Source organism: Microcoleus sp. A2-C3, from assembly GCF_036706065.1.
Taxonomy (GTDB): Bacteria; Cyanobacteriota; Cyanobacteriia; order Cyanobacteriales; family Microcoleaceae; genus Microcoleus.
Genome location: NZ_JAUBVX010000086.1, coordinates 1 through 18,033 on the forward strand (window position 1 = coordinate 1; position 18,033 = coordinate 18,033).

16 protein-coding genes and 1 pseudogene are annotated in these 18,033 nt (G+C 45.9%); 8 read left to right on the forward strand and 9 right to left on the reverse strand.

Features of this window, described 5'->3' with window-relative positions:
* Window positions 1–211: 211 nt before the first annotated feature.
* A complete protein-coding gene (locus QUB66_RS28315; protein WP_442923481.1) occupies window positions 212–1,063 on the forward strand; it encodes a transposase in 852 nt (283 codons plus the stop codon).
* A gap of 266 nt (window positions 1,064–1,329) precedes the next feature.
* On the opposite strand, the gene QUB66_RS28320 is transcribed toward QUB66_RS28315, so the two are convergent.
* Entirely contained in the window at window positions 1,330–4,539 is a 3,210-nt protein-coding gene (locus tag QUB66_RS28320) for a glycoside hydrolase family 15 protein (protein ID WP_332970578.1), read from the reverse strand.
* Between the two features lie 110 nt (window positions 4,540–4,649).
* Between QUB66_RS28320 and QUB66_RS28325 the strand changes: the two genes are divergently transcribed.
* Window positions 4,650–4,787: a hypothetical protein gene (locus QUB66_RS28325; RefSeq protein ID WP_265233086.1), complete on the forward strand. Its 138-nt coding sequence runs from the start codon at window positions 4,650–4,652 to the stop codon at window positions 4,785–4,787.
* A gap of 205 nt (window positions 4,788–4,992) precedes the next feature.
* On the forward strand, window positions 4,993–5,724 hold the full coding sequence (locus QUB66_RS28330; protein WP_265233085.1) for a WecB/TagA/CpsF family glycosyltransferase: 732 nt from the start codon (window positions 4,993–4,995) through the stop codon (window positions 5,722–5,724).
* Between the two features lie 208 nt (window positions 5,725–5,932).
* Here QUB66_RS28330 and QUB66_RS28335 read toward each other — a convergent pair whose 3' ends face one another.
* The 3 genes from QUB66_RS28335 to QUB66_RS28345 all read right to left on the reverse strand — a co-directional run bounded on the left by QUB66_RS28335 (window position 5,933) and on the right by QUB66_RS28345 (window position 9,273).
* Window positions 5,933–8,260: a S8 family serine peptidase gene (locus QUB66_RS28335; RefSeq protein ID WP_265233084.1), complete on the reverse strand. Its 2,328-nt coding sequence runs from the start codon at window positions 8,258–8,260 to the stop codon at window positions 5,933–5,935.
* A 139-nt stretch (window positions 8,261–8,399) separates the two neighbouring features.
* On the reverse strand, window positions 8,400–8,798 hold the full coding sequence (locus tag QUB66_RS28340) for a helix-turn-helix domain-containing protein (RefSeq protein ID WP_332970577.1): 399 nt from the start codon (window positions 8,796–8,798) through the stop codon (window positions 8,400–8,402).
* Between the two features lie 157 nt (window positions 8,799–8,955).
* On the reverse strand, window positions 8,956–9,273 hold the full coding sequence (locus QUB66_RS28345) for a type II toxin-antitoxin system HigB family toxin (protein ID WP_332970576.1): 318 nt from the start codon (window positions 9,271–9,273) through the stop codon (window positions 8,956–8,958).
* A gap of 213 nt (window positions 9,274–9,486) precedes the next feature.
* Here QUB66_RS28345 and QUB66_RS28350 point away from each other — a divergent pair, with 213 nt between their 5' ends.
* The 3 genes from QUB66_RS28350 to grxD all read left to right on the forward strand — a co-directional run bounded on the left by QUB66_RS28350 (window position 9,487) and on the right by grxD (window position 10,977).
* Window positions 9,487–10,110 carry a hypothetical protein gene (locus tag QUB66_RS28350; protein WP_265233081.1) on the forward strand — a complete coding sequence of 208 codons (624 nt, stop codon included), beginning with the start codon at window positions 9,487–9,489 and terminating at the stop codon, window positions 10,108–10,110.
* 42 nt (window positions 10,111–10,152) lie between these two features.
* Window positions 10,153–10,413 (forward strand): BolA family protein, encoded by a 261-nt coding sequence (locus tag QUB66_RS28355; RefSeq protein ID WP_265233080.1) that lies wholly within the window; start codon window positions 10,153–10,155, stop codon window positions 10,411–10,413.
* Window positions 10,414–10,656: 243 nt separating this feature from the next.
* On the forward strand, window positions 10,657–10,977 hold the full coding sequence (gene grxD, locus QUB66_RS28360) for a Grx4 family monothiol glutaredoxin (RefSeq protein ID WP_265233079.1): 321 nt from the start codon (window positions 10,657–10,659) through the stop codon (window positions 10,975–10,977).
* Between the two features lie 321 nt (window positions 10,978–11,298).
* Here the strand turns inward: grxD and QUB66_RS28365 are convergent, their stop codons facing one another.
* The gene (locus QUB66_RS28365; RefSeq protein WP_265233078.1) at window positions 11,299–11,553 is read right to left on the reverse strand and encodes a DUF6761 family protein; all 255 of its coding nucleotides are present in this window, start codon (window positions 11,551–11,553) and stop codon (window positions 11,299–11,301) included.
* Window positions 11,554–12,150: 597 nt separating this feature from the next.
* On the opposite strand from QUB66_RS28365, the gene QUB66_RS28370 reads away from it, so the two are divergent.
* A complete protein-coding gene (locus tag QUB66_RS28370; protein ID WP_332970574.1) occupies window positions 12,151–12,882 on the forward strand; it encodes a response regulator transcription factor in 732 nt (243 codons plus the stop codon).
* Between the two features lie 455 nt (window positions 12,883–13,337).
* Here the strand turns inward: QUB66_RS28370 and QUB66_RS28375 are convergent, their stop codons facing one another.
* The 4 genes from QUB66_RS28375 to QUB66_RS28390 form a co-directional block, all read right to left on the reverse strand.
* The gene (locus tag QUB66_RS28375; RefSeq protein WP_265233076.1) at window positions 13,338–14,333 is read right to left on the reverse strand and encodes an AEC family transporter; all 996 of its coding nucleotides are present in this window, start codon (window positions 14,331–14,333) and stop codon (window positions 13,338–13,340) included.
* Between the two features lie 265 nt (window positions 14,334–14,598).
* Window positions 14,599–14,805 (reverse strand): glycogen debranching protein, encoded by a 207-nt coding sequence (locus QUB66_RS28380; protein ID WP_265233075.1) that lies wholly within the window; start codon window positions 14,803–14,805, stop codon window positions 14,599–14,601.
* A 114-nt stretch (window positions 14,806–14,919) separates the two neighbouring features.
* The gene (locus QUB66_RS28385) at window positions 14,920–15,420 is read right to left on the reverse strand and encodes a GNAT family N-acetyltransferase (RefSeq protein ID WP_265233074.1); all 501 of its coding nucleotides are present in this window, start codon (window positions 15,418–15,420) and stop codon (window positions 14,920–14,922) included.
* Window positions 15,421–15,818: 398 nt separating this feature from the next.
* Window positions 15,819–16,892, reverse strand: a complete 1,074-nt coding sequence (locus tag QUB66_RS28390) for an RNA polymerase sigma factor, RpoD/SigA family (protein ID WP_265233073.1) — start codon at window positions 16,890–16,892, stop codon at window positions 15,819–15,821.
* Between the two features lie 258 nt (window positions 16,893–17,150).
* On the opposite strand from QUB66_RS28390, the pseudogene QUB66_RS28395 reads away from it, so the two are divergent.
* Window positions 17,151–17,960 (forward strand): annotated as a pseudogene (locus QUB66_RS28395) (RNA-guided endonuclease InsQ/TnpB family protein); the annotation flags it as partial.
* Window positions 17,961–18,033 lie beyond the last annotated feature (73 nt).

Below are 18,033 nucleotides of genomic sequence, written 5' to 3' on the forward strand. Positions count from 1 at the left end.
TTTTGAGCAACAGCTTGCCGGATCTTCCAAGGCAGCTACTTTTAGATGCGATCGTTTTTTAGTCTAAACTCCAGTAAAAGACAGAACCCATGAATATCAGGGGGGTGTAATTATTGGACAAGGGTACAGTACCATTGCGTGGATACCGGAAGCTCAAGGAAGTTGGGCATTACCCCTACTCCACGAAAGAATCAGTAGTGGGTCTTCACCAATACTTCAAGCAGCTTCCCAACTCAAACTTGTCTGTGAACACAGCGTCAACCCAGTTTTAGCAGTTTTAGACCGAGAATATGGCAATGCCAGTTGGGTACTGGCAATAGCAGATATTCAAGCCGATTGTTTAATGAGAGTCCGAAAGAATGCCTGTTTGTGGTCAGCACCACCAGCCTATAGTGGTCGCGGTAGACCACCCAAACATGGGCAGAAAATGAGGCTCTGTGACCCAACCACATGGCTCCAAGCCGATACTGTGATTGAAATTGACGAACACCCAGAGTTGGGACAAGTCCGAGTCAGTCAATGGCTAGACTTGCATTTTTATCGTGCGGCCCAACAGAGAGTCAATTTAATCCTCGTCACAAGAATGAAGCCGATGTCAAACGGTCAGCCATTTCCACCCTTATGGTTGGCTTGGGTGGGAGAACGAACTCTTCCTCTAGAAACAGTTTGGTTTAAGTATTTACGACGTTTTGGAGTGGATCATTGGTATAGGTTTGCCAAGCAACGATTACATTGGACATTGCCTAACTTGAGAACTCCCGAACAATCAGAACGTTGGAGCGCTCTAATGCCATTGATGAGTTGGCAACTTTGGTTAGCTAGGGATTTAGTGGTCGAGAATATACTACCCTGGCAATCTGCTAATATCAATTTAACCCCTGGACGTGTTGCCCAATCAATGTTTTCGCTTTTGGTTGACATTGGGACTCCAACAAAAATCCCTAAACATAGGGGAAAATCCCCTGGTTGGGAAAAAGGAAGGGTACGAACTAAGGCACCGTGCTATCCCACCGTTAAAAAACGGGTTTCTCGACGTAAAAAGTCTTCAAGATTAGCTGTTTAATCTTCTACTTTTTGAGTTTTTGAGCAACAGCTTGCCTGAGATTCAAAGGTGGCTACTTTTAGCTGTACTCATTTTTTAGTCTAAACTACAGTGAACTAATAGCTGGCATTATTTTACTGAAAATATTTGGTTAATTGATTTGTGAAAGAGAATTGGTTTTGATGAACGGCAAAACCAAAGAAACCGGGTTTTTACTTGGTCGGCGGCTAACAAGAAATATTTTCGTAAAGAAGCAGGTTTCTGACTATCTATGCGTCAAAGATGATCTATCCAAACCTAGTCAAAAATCGGAAAGCATCCAGCACGTGACTCGCACAAACGTAAGGCGAAGTATTATAAAAACCTTGCCACGCCGCCGCCTTATCTTCATCGTACCTGTCCGCTCTTTCCGAGTGTCTTTCCAGCCAACTCAGCCGCACCGCGTGACCTACTAATACATCTAAAACAATGTATTCTTCTACTTTCAATTCGGGGTTGCGCTGGGCGATCGCCGCCAACTCCATCAGCGCCTCAATATTGACTTGTCGGTATTCCGGCGCTACAATTTTGTTCAGCAAATGCTCGATTTGCAGCGCAAAATTCTTTTCTCCCGGTGTCATTTCCGCTAAAATAATATCGCTATCTAAGCGATTTCGACGCTCTAATTTATCGCCAATAATCAAGCCTTTGCAGTGCCGCAACAATCCCCAAACACTCGGATAAAAATCCTTCGGTACGCGGTTGACTGCACCTTCCATTTGCCGCTTGCGCCGCCATCCACCCGCAGGCATTTTGGGTTCCTCAAACACTGACGCGACTACCCATTCAATATCTTTTTCCGGCTGTTTGACGCGCAGGGATTCTTGATCTTTGAGGATTTGATTCATTTCCTCGTATTCTGCCAATACTTGGCGCAGGCGATTTTTAATTTCAAAGGGACTTAGCTGCATTAAATATTCGTAAGCTTCATTTTGCGTAACTCGCAATTCGCGGGCTAATTCGCTAGTTAGCAGCAAAATAAAGTAACTCACTCTCAGAGTCAGCAACCCTTTAAATAACTGCGGTTCGGCTTTAATTAGCAAGCCTAGGTAAATGAGAATTTCTTGGGTGAGAACTCGATCGCGAACGTCTTCTCCGCAGAATTCGCGAATTTTGTCCATGACTTCCGTGTAAGAACCAGGCCGCGAAATCAGCGAGTCTTCGCTGTAGGCTTTCCCCACGGCAATCTGTTTTTGCCGCACCAAAATGTCTGTCACTGCATCCGACAAGCTGATATCAACTTTATCCAGCAATCCAGCCGCGTGGCGGACAACTGCCCATTGAATTCTTGATTGCGAACTTTCTCCAGCTTTCGTATAAACTTCGTTGAGTAAATCCACAACTTCAACGGTTGCTTCCGTACCGCCAAATCCTGTCTCAAAATTTAATCCTTTGAGGCGAATTAGCGTGTGCAGCAACTCAATTTGTTCGTACAAATTTTCTGAACCGCGCAGGCTGGCGAGCAATAATTGAGGATTAGTTTCGCACTCTAATTTAAATTCTTGGGTGTGACCCAAAGGCCAAGTTTTTTCGGGATTGTAACTCAGATATGTTGGGATTTCTACTGCACCTGTCACTGGAGATTCAGTGAATTCAAAATGTTGCATGAAATCAATTCTCTCGGTGCCAGCAGTCAGCATTAACTGGTTAAGATTTCCGAGTTTGACAGGCGTATTTTCCGAGTTTCCGTCGCGGAGTTGCTTCATCAATTCCAGCAGCGCTTCGCGGCCGGTTTCGAGCATTGCGTGAGTCAGCATCAGCGTTACCGTGGGTCGTCCCAACTGATACCAGTGGCGGTGAATGTGAGCTATTTCGCTTTGGATTTTAGATACTAGAAAATGGTAGTCTAGAGTTAGGTAAAATTCTTCTCTGTCCAAAAATGAGGGAAGAAATACGATCGCCTCTCCGCGAATTTTAAACACCCGGGAAGTCGTCAGACTCCGCAAACGGCGCACGGGGCGACCAGTTAAGCCTAGTGGATCGTTGCGTCCAATCTCCGCGTAAATAGCGGATAATTCCTTAGTCTGGCGGACTTGAATTGGTGCTACTTGCTTAGGGGTTTGGGCTGCAATGCCGTTAGCAGCTAATTCTGCTTGCAAATCTTCATCTTCAGCTAACAGGGCAATTTGCACTAAGGGTTCTCTGTGCCGGCCCACTGACAAATGCCTTCCTAGCGGGTCGATATCACCAACTGCGATTAACCCTTCGTTGAGTAATTGACCAAGAAAATACAAACTTTGCGCCCAAACCAGGGGAACATTTTCGTTTGGTAAGCGCTGCTGGCTGCGGGGATTTAACTTTTCTGCTTCTATATTTGCGGCGGGGACGTAGTACAATTCTGGTAGTAGTGGCGAACCAGCGCGATCGACTGTTAGAGATGCCAAACGCTGCTGGTACTCTTCGACTTGGGCTTGATTTCCCTCAAATATGCCGTCCAAGAGCAAATAAGTGAAAAATAGCGGCCACTCGCATTCTATATGATCGAACTGCTTTAATTCTGTAGGTTCATAATGCAGGCGATCGGCATCTTCCAAAACTGTTTGGTGTCCGTCCCGCAGAAACCGCTTGCAGCCGTAATTTCCTTGCAATTTGTCGATTATTTTATTGCGAGTCCGTTCTACTAATTCTTTATCTTCCACAGCAAAAGCGGGAAAACTAATCACACTTAATAAAGCGGCATCTACTTCTTTTGAACTAGATTCGCGAGGCAAAAGCGATTCTAAAGTAATGCGACTTCTGGCAATTTCATCTGGCAAAACGTGAATTACAGAGGCTTGAGAACCGTTAACTCCGAACAAATCTAATCCATTCATTGCTTCCAGCGCTGCTTTTGCCATGCCAACGGAACTGGCATTCAATTCGGCATTGCCACGATTAATTTTATGGCCTCTTTCCCAAATTCCATAATCGGGTGTGCGATAGGCTCTACCAATATAATAAACTAAATTTTGGACGAAATTGACTTCATCTATTGTAAAAATTATGTGCAGCCCAGAAGCCGTCATTTGAGCAATAATTAACAAGAATATAGATGTAGCATCTAACTGCAAGTGTCCCCACTGGTCATCGCCGACAACAATACTGCCAGTTTGAGTATTGTATTTAGCGTGCAAGGCATCTAGCGGCAACTGAGTATTTTTAAAGCTTTCTACTTTGCTTGATTGCTGCATCATCGCAAACAGCAAACCGCGCATCAGTTTGACTGTGCTGTGTTCGAGTTCAAATGTTCTACCGCGATCGCCATCAATTTTGCGGTAGGCTAAACCCAAGCCCCAAACTGCCAGAATGCTATACACGTTATCGCGCACCCAGGCATCGGTGTAGTCGCCGTGTGCAGTAACAGCCGTACTCGCCGGCAGCAAACCGGTAATTGGGTTCTGGCGCTTGAGGATGACGTTTTTGATTTGCTGGTAGTAATAATCTAACCTGGTTTGCCGCTGGGTTGTTGCGATCGCCATTTCGTGTTCCTTTTTTTCCTGATGCGAGCCGAATTGCGGTGAATAGACTTTTAAATATATCAGAAATTATATCACTTCTCAAGTTTTTCAAACATAACAAGGTGATTGCCATGTCTAGCCGCAACAACAATAACAACAACGTTCCTTTTGTAAAAATTGTCTACTCTACAGTGAAAATTAATGGTAAAATTGAGCTAGTACCGATGGAATGGTACGCTGACGGCTCTGTCAAGAAAATTGAACGCTAACGGGCGATCACAATTTCGACCAAAACTCTAAGTCAGTGACGTACTGCGTCTCGTACAAAACCCGGTTTATCGGCCACGGAATGATGACTTAACAGACTTTTGGTGGCAAAAATCGGGTTTTTGGCGTTCCAGACTTGTGTAGGGGCGATCGCCAAACTAAACTAATTTAACTAACTAAGTATACAGAAATCCCAAAGAAAGAAATATGGATCGATCGCGCCCGCAATTTTCCGTACTGGGACTACCAGTTCACATATTAGACGATTATGCAGGTTGGCTGATAGAGCGGCTGCATCAAGGGTTAGGCAGTCACGTCGTAACGCTGAATGCTGAAATGGCAATGCAAGCCGAGCAAAACCAGGCTTTAGGCGATGTAATTCGCTCTGCGGAGCTCGTGATACCCGACGGTTCTGGAGTAGTGCTGTACTTGCGAATGCGCGGCAAACCGGCCCAGCGCTATCCAGGGATTGAACTAGCAGAATCGCTGCTGCAACTAGCTGGAAAATTGCCGGATTCGGAACCAATATTTTTCTTTGGAGGTGCCCCCGGAGTGACGGCGGCGGCTGCTGAGACTTGGCAGCAAAAAGTTAATGGATTGTCGATTTCTTCCCAACACGGCTATCTTTCGGCAGATGAAGAACAAGAATTTTGTGAAAGTCTTAAAAAGATACAGCCCAAACTGATTTTTGTGGGCTTGGGAGTGCCACGCCAAGAATTTTGGATTGCCAAACATCGGCATCTTTGTCCTCAGTCGATTTGGGTGGGAGTTGGCGGCAGTTTCGATATTTGGGCGGGAACAAAAGACCGCGCGCCGGCTTGGTTTTGCGACAATCATTTAGAATGGTTGTACCGGCTTTATCAAGAACCTTGGCGCTGGCGTAGAATGTTGGCTTTGCCACAGTTTGCATTGAAAGCTTTGGGGGATTTTCGAGGTTGAAAATTGGATTGATAGAGTAACCGCAGATTCAAGGCAGATAAACACAGATTGACGCAGATATTTTCCTGATTAAAAAGTGAATTTTGCCAGATATTTATTGAGTCGATCGATCGCAAGATTCGGGTTGGGGCGGGTTTACGGGTTTTCTGGCTGATCTTATAGATTGTTGATGAACCCGCCCCAACAATAGTTATTGTTGATTTATTGGCTAGACAATGTAAGGAGAATCGATCGCCTTTGCGCGATTAATTGCCACCAACGTCTGGTAAATCAAAGCCGAAATCTCGGCGCGGGTAATGTCCCGCTGCGGTGACAGCCGATCGCGCGCCGGATAATTAACTACAATCTTCAAAGCAGTTGCAGTGGCGATCGCACTTAAAGCAAAATTAGGAATTTGCGATCGATCGGTGTAAACTTTTACAACATCAGGATTTCCGCCCTTAAGTTCCAAACCATTAACCAAAGATACGATCGCCTCAGCCTTAGTCAAATTCTGATTCGGGCCGAACTTCAAGCCCGGAAACCCCGACAAAAACCCCGCCCGATTCGCCCGTTCGATCGCACTTCTCGCCCAAAAACTAGCAGAAACATCAATAAAATTTGTCGCCGGCACCTTCGGAATCGGACTAAACGCACTCACCAACAGCGCCGCATATTGAGCGCGATTTAAGCTGTTGTCAGGCCCAAAAGAACCGTCAGGCAAACCGCTAATTATATTCGCCGCAGCCAAAGCTTCAATAAATTTCTGTGCCCAATGTCCAGAAATATCGCTAAACCTCGCACCGCCGATATTCGGATTGCCGCCGCCCTTTCTCACCGCAGCTTGCACAGCTTTCAAAGCATTCACTTTCCCGTAACCAAACCAATCGCTGCGGCGGTTATTAGCATCATAATTTCCCATGCGATTTCCCAACTGCGGATCGGGCTCGGAATCGACAATTTTGTCAGCAGTTTGTTCGAGAATTCCCCGCACTTCCCGCGCCGTCAAACGGGGGTTGGCGGAAAGCACCAAAGCTGCCACTCCAGCGACTACTGGAGTGGCGCTGGAAGTGCCGCCAAAGGTATTCGTGTAGTCCCCCGGATCGTAGCCGGTAACACCGACTCGATCGGCAGTAAAAACCCCCAAACCTGGCAAATACTGCGACACCTCCGGCCCAGTCGCAATAAATCCGGTTTCTGGCAGCCAAGTTCCCGGCGGCGCGTTGTTGCTGGGGGCGCAAACCGAGATGCTGTTGCCCCAATTGCTGTAGGCTGCTTTTTTGTTGAGGGAAGTGGAAGCAGACACCGCAATCACATCCGGGTGCACCGCAAATCCTGCTAGCCATTTAGTTCGATCGCCCAAAATGTTATTCGGCCAGCCTTTCTCGTCCACAGTACCGTTGACAGGGCGGTTGGCATTGCCCGCAGCAAACAGAATCACGCAGCCTCTACCGCCCCGCCCTTGGGTTGCTGCTTTGGTGATGACGGCACTTTGTCGCAGGGAAAGCGGATAGTAAACTGCCCCTGGGCCCCAACTGCAAGAGATGACGGCGGCCCCTTTTTCCACTGCCCAATTGAAGATTTTTTCGACAGAATCGTCATCGAGAAAACCCGTGGTACGGATGGGCATCAGGGCGCATCCAGGGGCGACTCCGACAATGCCTTTGCCGTTTTCTTCCGCAGCCGCGACACCGGCGCAACTTGTACCGTGGTTGTCCGATTCGGCGACTGGCATCGGGGAAGTGTCGCCGTCTTTGAAATCAATGGGGGAGACGATTTTGCCTTGGCCTTGAAAATCGGGATGCGTCAGATCGACTGAATCATCGGCGATCGCAATTACGATCGATCGCACGCCGCGAGTTATATCCCAAGCTGGTTCTGCATAAATTTGAGCACCGCCGACAAGTTCGTTGCCACCTTTGTTATTGAGATACCACTGTTTGGGATAAAGCGGATCGCGCGGTGTATAATGCTGCTGAGTTTCTAGTATAATGTTGGGCTCCGCCACCAGAACTTCTGGATATCTTGTCAGGCGGTTGGCAATTTTGATCGGGTTTTCTGTTGCTTGTTTGGTGACGAAGCAGACGAAGGTGTTGGGAATTCCTTCGACTGGCCGACTTATGGTTAAATTTGCTGCGTTGGCGATCGCATTTCGCGATTGTTCGTCTACTTGTTCACCAAATTGAATAGTAATTTGGTTAGTTAAATAAAAGAATGTACTCGGATTATTCGCCGGACAATAAACATGGCTAGCAAAAGCTACATCATCGCTGGCGCGGGCTGCTTGCATTGCTGGATCTAGGTTTTCTGGCGCAACCAAATATTCTTCGAGATTGCTTTGTCCGACACGACGGTTAAATTTTGCCGGAATTGTTACAGCCCAATTGTTTGAGACTGATGCTATTGATGAGGGGCGAACTGTAAAGCGGTTGGGAACTTTTGACAGCAACAATTCATCGCCGCCGCGCTGCAAAATCACTGCCAGACTTGCTTCTGGAACTCCGATACCTTGATAGTTTTGGAGGGTGTCGGAGGTGGGTTTGCTTGATTGTACCATCAGAAATGTTCCTGTTTAATTTGGGAGAGAAGACTGGGCGGTTTCAACCGCCCAATCTCTTCAACCCGCGGAGGCGGGTGAGTGTTTGTGTAGTCGCGGTTTCAACCGCCGTATTATCTTATCTCTTCTCTGTCTTCTCTCAAATAAACACACTAGGATTAACATTAAAGAATTCTCCCAGCGCCTTAGCTTGGGCTTTGCTAATCGCCCGTTTCCCATTAACCACCTCAGATACTACTCCTTTGGAACCAATCACGCCCACTAAATCGGCTTGTTTGAGTTCGCGAACTTCCATGAGATGTAACAGAACATCTTGGGGAGTCGCTTCTGGAATTGGGTAATATTTTGATTCGTATTCTTCGATCAGCAGCCCCCAGAGACTCAGTAAAGTTTCTTCTTCTAGTGTTAATTCTTCCTTAGACATCAGAAAATCGACTTCTGCGAGGGCAAGATCATTATCTTCTTCGTTCAGGATTGGCTTCGGCTGAGATTTCGCCAGCAGTTGACCGTAAGCTGTTTTTTCAATTGTGATGTTCATTTCTCATTCCTTTGCTTGCTTACTTAGACATGGTTCTCAAGTAGTAGGTGGGTGTTTCTTTCTCGGTATCATGATTTTGACGTTTGGAGTAAATGTTTTGGATCTATTGAGTACATCAGGGAATCTGTAATATTTCCCTGATGTATTGAGTGGGATATTAACCTATTTTCTGTTTAACTTCATCTTCATCATTCCACTTTATTTTGTCATATTCGGCATGAGTTAAAAATTTTTTAAAATATATAATTTTGCTTTTGTATTTAACTTGTACAATCAATCTATACCTATTGTGTTTAATATTAAATATGGTATATCCATAGACTTGATCGACCGATTTGGAATATTTCTGTCGGAGATCTTCTAGTGATTCCCAATTGTTGTCTTTGATGAGCTTGTACCAGGATTCGATCGCACTCTGGGCATCTGCATAGGGTTCGATCGTACTCAGAAGATTTTTGCGAGAAATTAGTCTCATTCGGTTACCGTTTTTTAAACGACACCTCTATGTTCTCATTTCGAGAACAATCTGTCAAGTCCCTACTTAAATTTTTCCTAAACAGCCTTTTGCCCGATCGCACCCTTTGACATTTGCACAAAATTGGTTTACACTTAGCCGGTTGCGATCGCCAATGGTAAGATCGGCTCATGCTAAATATCTTTTTAAAGCGCCGAGGCGCAAAGTAATTTCATGGTATACTCTGGAACTGTTTGCTGGCTTCGCTTCACTGCCCGGATGACGATCGGGGCGATCGCAGTTTTGACTTTGTTTCAACCGCTCCAAGCCCAAGCACAACAACCTTCTCGACCAGATAACCAACCGCAAGTCGAACCCGCCGACGACCCCACAGACCCCAACAATCTCCGCCCTACGGCGCAAGACAGTGGCGTGCTGAGCATTCCAGGAGGTCAGCGTTTGATGACAGAAGCCAGCGGTGCTATTTCCAATCAAAATTACACTGTCGCTGCTCAAAAGCTCCAAGAATCTCGCCAAATTTTCAATCAACTCTCCAACTTCTATCAACAACTGAGTAGCAGTTTTGCCGGAATTGACATCCGTTTAGCCGACAGCAACCGCACCAAAGCTGTGGAAACAGCCCAAATGCGCGACGAAGCTACCTATCGGCTGGCATTGGTACACCGGGCACAAAATAAGCCCGAACTGGCTGTCCCCCTACTAATTCAGATTATTCGATCGCAGCAGCCAACTCGCGACTTAGGCAAAAAAGCTTACCAGCAGTTACTAGAATTGGGTTTTGTGGATGCGCCCTATCCCCGGCCTGCTGCAACTCAACCGCGATCGTCTAACAAGTAGTTCCACTAAAATTTAAATTACAGCCGTCTATCACAGAAACTAATGGTCACACCGTCTCAAGTTGCAGAAATGATTCAGACTGGATTGCCAGACGCTAAGCTAAAAATTGACGATTTGAACGGTGGCGGCGACCACTACCAGGTGAGAGTAGTCTCTGCGGCCTTTGAAGGGAAAAGCCGAGTACAGCAGCACCAACTGGTCTACGGCGCTCTCAAACAGGCAATGGCTAGTGAAGCTATCCACGCTTTGGCCTTGGAAACCTTAACTCCCGCAGAATGGGCAGCGAAAAGTCCAGTTGCTTAATTGTTCAGTCAACTGCTGCACTTGCGCACAGAAACCAAAGAAACCGGGTTTTTGCTCGGAATCTATGACTATAACCAGAGATTTTCGTAAAAAACCCGGTTTCTGCCTCAGTCAACGTTTAGGAACCCAAGAAACCAGGTTTTTTTAACCGGAATCTAGGGCTATAACGAGAGATTTTCCTGAAAAACCCGGTTTCTGGGTCAGTCAACGTTTAAAAATTTTCAAACAATATTAGGAGCTACCATGACTACAGCACATGAAAGAATTGACGACTTGGTTAAGCAAAACAAAATCATGGTATTTATGAAGGGAAATAAGTTAATGCCCCAGTGCGGTTTCTCTAATACTGTGGTGCAAATTCTCAACACTTTGGGAGTGCCTTACGAAACTGTTGATGTTTTGGCAGACCAGGAAATTCGTCAAGGTGTTAAAGAGTATTCCAATTGGCCGACAATTCCCCAAGTTTATGTCAATGGCGAGTTTCTTGGCGGCTCGGATATTCTGATCGAGATGTATCAAAAGGGCGAATTGCAAGAAGTTGTAGAAGTGGCTTTGGCTTCTTAAATAAAAGTCAAGGGAAAGGAGAAAGAAAGTTTTGAGTTTTGAGTTGGAAATTGTGAGTTAAAGACTTAAATAATTCTTAGTTCGGAACTCAAAACTTTTCCCAACTTCTAATTTTAACAACAGTAGGGCGGACACAGCCCCGCCCTACTAAACATCTATTTTGCAGCTACAGCTTGCAACTTCCTGACTCTGCTATCAAAACCGGATGGTCTGACCCGTTCAATCATTCTGGTAATAAGTGTTGGTATCAGAAAAGGCAATTACCAATTACCAATTGCCAATTACCCAATAATCAGCGGGTTTATTAAACCGAATTTGGCATTAATAGTAGTCTGCTTCAGTTTGTGTCTGTGTCTGTGGCATTTCAAAATTCGAGGGGTCGTGAATGTAACGTGCTGCTTCTTCCTCCAATCTGTGAATCAGATAGGGTTCCAGACCGTTACAATGTCGCAGGGCTGCTAAGTAGCCATCTAAGTAAAGCCGCAGGTCATCGAAGCGATAACCTCTATGCCACATTTCGACGAGGGCGTCGGTGAGTTTTTGGTAGTGCCGGATTGTTTGGGTGTCTTGTAGCATGGTGTGAGTTTGAAATCCTTTGTGGTGTGTATAATGACGGCGGGATTTAGGAATGGCCTAGATTCATACTGAGTAAGCTCAGAAGAGAGGCGATTGCTAAATAAAAGTTTTTACCCTGCTCAACAGGCTACCCTCCAGAAAAAATTTCACTTGCTGCAATGCAGTGGCTCGAATCTTTCGCGCGCACCTAGATAATTCACCGTGCGTTTAATAGAGTCGGGATGTTGCTGAATTTTGCGGTCAAAGTGGGCGAGTGTTCCGGCTACCGAGCGAACGGTTGCAGGAATTCTAGTTTCAGTTGTGCAATTTGTCAACCTCCTGGGACTGGGGGCTGGGTCGGGGGGTTCGGTCAAAGCAGGCGGTTGGGTCATGGGGTCGATCGGCTGTAGACTGTCTTATTTTCATTGTAAGCTCACCGCCAGAATGATTTAACCTTTCTCCGGTCTGACGATCGCAACTTGACCAAATCTTTAAAATTAGTACCATCAGTTTGTTCGCAGCTTTAAGTGTAGCTACGGCTTGAGTAACGATGGTTACAAAACCTTGACAAAAGGTCTGTTAACCTGGTAGCCATTAGTGATAAGGAAGCTCGCCGTTGTGGGATCTGCAAGTATTTCAATTGTTGAAGGGAATCCGCACCTGCGATCGCTCTTGGGCTGGCATCTACAGCAAGTCGGTCACTGGGTGCATCAGTCAGCGGATATCAGTCACGCTAGGGAAATATTTTTTAGCCGTCAGCCAACCCTAGTGATTTTGGATGCCCAATTGCCCGATGGGGACGGTTTAGAATTTTGCCGCTGGCTACAGCAACAGCAGCAATCGCTGATTTTGATGCTGTCGGCGCGGAATTCGGAAGCCGATATTGTTGAAGGTTTGAAGTCGGGCGCCGACGATTACCTGACTAAACCGTTTGGGATGCAAGAATTTATGGCCAGGGTAGAAGCTCTGATGCGCCGCAACCGCACGATGATACCGCCGGCGATGCTGGAGTGCGGGCTACTGAAAATTGATTTGGTGCAGCGCCGAGTCAGGCTGTATGAGGCACAAATCGAGCTGACTCCTCAGGAATTCAGCCTGCTGTACGTGCTGGCTCAAGCTGGAGGAGTGCCACTATCCCGCTCCGATTTGCTCAGTCGGGCCTGGCCTGATGCCATTGACAACCCCCGGACGATCGACACTCACGTACTCTCTCTGCGTAAAAAAATCGAAATTGACCCGCGACAGCCGAGCCTGATTCAAACTGTGCGTAATGTCGGCTACCGACTGAATCTGGAGTTTTTGAATACAAATCAACCACATTCACCAGTGCTGGGCGCAGTGACTTCTTAGACTATTATCAGCCGATAAAGATGAGAATGGTGGCTTTCAGAAGAACTAGAGCCACCGCGCCGGGAAAGAATAAGGGTGAAAAAGAAAACCTATCCACTCCCGTCAGGAACAGTGAACGATTAAAGGAATTTCGTCAAGCAGCATACCAGTTATTAGTAAAAGCTCTCCTATGCTCTAGGTCGAGCTGATGGATGCAGTGATGACATCCTCCACTCGCCTTTAGGCAGTGGAGGATGTCAACGTCTTTTCCCGTGCAGTTATTGTTAATTGTAATCCGAAATTTTAGCAAGCTGATTGAAAATTTCAGCTAATATTAGCAACCGCCAGCTATTGTGAGAGAGGAAGATGTGCACACCCTACAGACAGATTATGTGCATCCAGGACTATTTTTCCTTATTCCCTCTTCCTTCGATCAACTGTCAACTGTCAACTGTCAACTGTTAACTCAGCTAACATTAACTAAACGAAGCAAGCCACAGCGGAAGCATCAACAGCAAACCGACAGAAGTGAGGGCGATGCTGCTAGCTAACAAATCGCGATCGAGTTCATAGATTTCTGCTAAAATCAGCACCGAAAGAGCTGTAGGCGTTCCCGACATCAACACCAAAACCAACCTCGGATCGCCACTCAATCCCCAAAAACTAGCACCCAATCCGATCAGCACCGGCACAATTACCACTTTTAACAGCGACGGAACCAAGGCTAGTTCAAAACTTTGCCATGTTTTAATAGCTCTCAAGCGGATACCAACCAGCACTAAAGCACTAGCAATTACCCCCCAAATTGCAGTCTGCAATCCCGATTCTACTGTCTCAGGTAGGGGGATACTTCTCGTAAAAAAACCAATAATAAATGCCCACAGAGCGGGAACTGTCAGCACGTCCCGGAGCTGAATCCACCAGTGATTTTTTTCATCGGAACGCCCGAAATAGCTGGCAATAAATACACCAAAACCGTAGCTTCCGATCACGTTGTTGGTGACGCTGTATAAGACTGCCCAGTTGTTGTTATCGCTGCTGATGATCGCGGGGGTGATTGCTAATCCCACAAAGCCGGTATTCCCTAACATTGCAGCTAGGATAAAACTGCCTTGGCTCGATCGCGTCAGGGAATTTATATTGAATAAAAATAAATTAACTAGAGAATGTTTGCCCTGAAAATATGGCTTTTTGACGTGCCGCGCACTCAGCCGCCGTAATAACAGCCAAGTCAACCAAGCTAAACTCGTACTCACAAATAACACGAATATGGCGATCGCCGGCGTGAATCCCACAGCACCAGAAAAATCACTTTGACGGGCTAAAACTGCAATTTGCAGCGGTATCCCAATCCAGTAAAGAAAGCGGCTTAGCAGCTTGGGGAAATCAACTGGGATGTACCGAAACAGCAGCAGTCCCAAGCCCGTCCAGATAACTAGAGGCGTATAAGCATGAAACAAGGTTTCAATCATAAAAACTTAACTTGACAATTTGAAATGCCTCTATTGATTAATAGTAATGCTAAAACCCGTTTGAGAAATCCGAATTTGTCGTTAACGGAGCCCTCGCAGACGAGGACTCCGCTAACGAAGAGGATCGCACTTGCACGGTTTTTCGCCCTAGCGTGTCCGCGACACTGCGGGCCCGAAAATCTGCCAACAGACGCGCCACATTTTCCTGCCGTTTTCCTAGACTCGAAACACGGCGAGAATAAATCTGCTGATTGACTTGCACTCATCAATTCAATTTCAAAGCATTAACAGGCACATCATCCCAAGAACTAACAGTCCGCAACGTAGCAACCCAGCCCTGCTGTTTTTGCTCTGCCGTCAAATTCTGCTCAAAAGATGCGTGGCATTCCTTTGCTTGAGTCTCATCGCAACAAGCTATACAAGAATAAAGAATGCCCGACGGATCGATTTGCTCGTTTACCCAAATAATCACGATCTACTCTCTCAATCAAAATCTACTATCACTTAAATTTTCCTATATTTTTGGCAATTATTTACTTGATTTCTGAGTCTGCTTGGAGTGGACTTCGTTTGTATAGTCACGACTTCAATCGCCGACTCTTATCTTCGAGGCCAAAGTCGCCAAAGACTCGCCCGCAACCCGGCAAATCCGCCAATCGGGCATCACATCAGCACCGATACCCTGGTAAAATCCGATCGCCAATTCATTCCAATCCAAAACACTCCACTCCAAACGCCCGCAACCTCTTTCCACTGTCAACTGCGCCAAATAAACAATCAAAGACTTACCAATTCCCCGCCCGCGAAACTCAGGAAGCACAAACAAATCCTCCAAATAAATCCCCGGCTGAGTCAAAAAAGTAGAATAATTGTAAAAAAACAGTGCCCAGCCCACAATTCGACCTTCGCATTCTGCTAAAATCGCTTCAGCAAAAGGGCGCGAACCAAACAAATGATTTTCCAAATCAACCGCATTACCTGTTACCGCGTGAGATAACTTTTCGTACTCAGCTAAAGCCTTAATCAAATCAAACAGCACCGGCACATCGGCGCGGGTAGCTGGGCGCAAAATCACCTCATCAGACATAAATCAATAACTAATAAGCGACAATCAACAATTAAATATAACAGAAGTCAGAAGTCAATAGTCAGTAGTCAGTAGTCAGTAGTCAGTAGTCAGTAGTCATTAGTCATTAGTCATCTTGCCCTCCGAGCGACTTGCCCCGATCGTAGCCGAGGGGAGCCGAAGGGTGGTCATTAGTTATTAGTCATTTTACTCGTTACCAGGCAGGAGCCTGGTAACGTAGATTCAGAGGCTCTACCTCGTTTGGGACAATGGAGGCAGAGCCTCTAGATATCGATTCCCAGGCATGAGCCTGGGAACCAATTAAACCCGCGGAGGCGGGTTTTGTTTGTTTAGACGCGAATTCCATTCGCCGTCCGATATTTAAGACTTTTCAAAATGCAAACTCAATGTTTTCGAGCTTATTTCAACCAGCCCTTTAATCGTTCCGTCACTTGAGGGCGGCGCAGCTTTCGCATTGCCTTATTTTGAATTTGACGGACTCGTTCGCGGGACAAATTGAACAAACTGCTGACCTCTTCTAAAGTGTAAGGTTCGCCAGTTATCAAACCGTAACGCATAGCAACAATCTCTTTTTCCCGCTCAGTCAAAATATTATCTAACACCTCCAAAATATCTTGGCGCATCATCATCTCATTCATCTGAGCTTCTGGAGATTGGGTCGAGTTATCTTCAATAACATCCAAAAGTTCCGAACTTTCTTCCGAGCCGATACGGTGGTTGAGAGACAAAGATTGCCGACGTACTTGCTGGAGGTAACGAAGTTGTTCGGAAGTTACTTCCATTTCTTTAGCAAGTTCAGTTTCAGTGGGATTGCGTTGAAGAGAACGCTTCAAATCCCGATAAACTCTTTTGAGTTTATTTAACTGTTCGACAATATGAACCGGCAACCGAATTGTCCGCCCTTGATTGGCAATTGTCCGGGTAATTCCTTGGCGAATCCACCAATAGGCATAGGTAGAAAACTTATAACCCTTCTCAGGATCGAACTTTTCGGCGGCTCGATTCAAACCTAAAGCTCCTTCTTGAATTAAATCTAGAAAAGGTACGCCCCGATTGAGATAGCGTTTGGCAATTGAAACCACCAAGCGCAAATTTGAGCTGATCATTTTCCGTTTCGCCGACTGACACTGGTGGCGAAGCTGTTGCAGTTGAGTTTCGCTCACTCCCAAAGCCGACGCGAGTTCAGCTTTTGTTGGCATTCTGTCCAATTCCTGCTTTAAACGCTCTTCTAGTTCCTGAAGGGCTACCAATTCTTGAACGCGGCGTGCCAACTCCACCTCTTCGGTGGCACTCAGTAGAGGATAGCGAGCCATTTCTTTGAACAAAGCTCCCACGGGATCGTCGGCAGACCAACTGTTGTATGCTGACGCTCTACTTACCGTCGGACGATCGATCTCGGTGTCCTCATCCTCTGCGATTGCGAGTGAGGCTTCGGATTCCACCGCAAAACTGCCTAGGTCAGATTTTGCCATATAGTGTTTGGTGTCCGTGGGATGATTTGAAAACTATGCCTTCACTTTAACCAATTTAACCAGAAATTTCCGAAATCCATCTAGAAGTTCGTGGCTGATATCAGATTGCGCCAATTTTATCAATAAATTGGGTTTAAAACCCCGTCATTCTAGGACGGCTTGTTTTTTAAGCTTACGACATAAGTAAATATTTGCAACAAAACCAAAAATCTTAGTCTGGTACAGCTAGCATAAGAATATAGTGATGAGGTCGAGGTCATGCTAGTTTTTGAATTTAAAGCATACCGGAAACCAGAGCAATTTAACGCGGTTAATGAAGCAATTAGAACAGTGCAGTTCATCCGCAACAAAGCGTTGCGATTTTGGATGGACAACAAAAAGGTTGACAAATTTGACCGGAATAAATATAGTGCTTTTTTAGCTAAAGAATTTCCGTTTTGCGATCAATTAAACAGCATGGCTCGGCAGTCTAGCGCCGAAAGAGCATGGTCTGCGATCTCCCGATTCTACGACAATTGTAAAAAGAAGATTGCTGGCAAGAAAGGATTTCCGCAATTTCAAAAAGACAACCGCTCAGTTGAATATAAAACTAGCGGTTGGAAATTGGCGTCAGATCGAAAATAGATCACCTTTACAGATAAAAATGGCATCGGGAGACTCAAGCTAAAAGGGACACGGGATTTGCATTTTTACTCATGTACTCAAATTAAACGAGTCAGATTGGTAAAGCGTGCAGACGGGTATTACGTCCAATTCTGTATTCAGGCTGACCGCTCCGAAGTGATTGAAGTCACAGGTAGTGCCATCGGATTAGACGTGGGGCTGAAAGAATTCTACACCGATTCCAAAGGTATTGCTGTTGAAAACCCACGATTTCTTGCCAAAGGAGAGCGTAAATTAAACAAAGCCCATAGACGTGTTTCAAAGCGCGTTAAAGGCTCTAAGAATAGAGGTCAAGCTAGGGTGATTCTAGGGAAGCGCCACCTCAAAATAAGTAGGCAACGTAGAGACCATGCTGTGAAATTAGCACGGTGCGTAATCCAGTCTAACGACTGTGTAGCTTACGACTGTAGTTTAGACTAAATAAAGATGAGAACGGTGGCAAAAGAAGAACTAGAGCCACCGCGCCGGGAGAGAATGA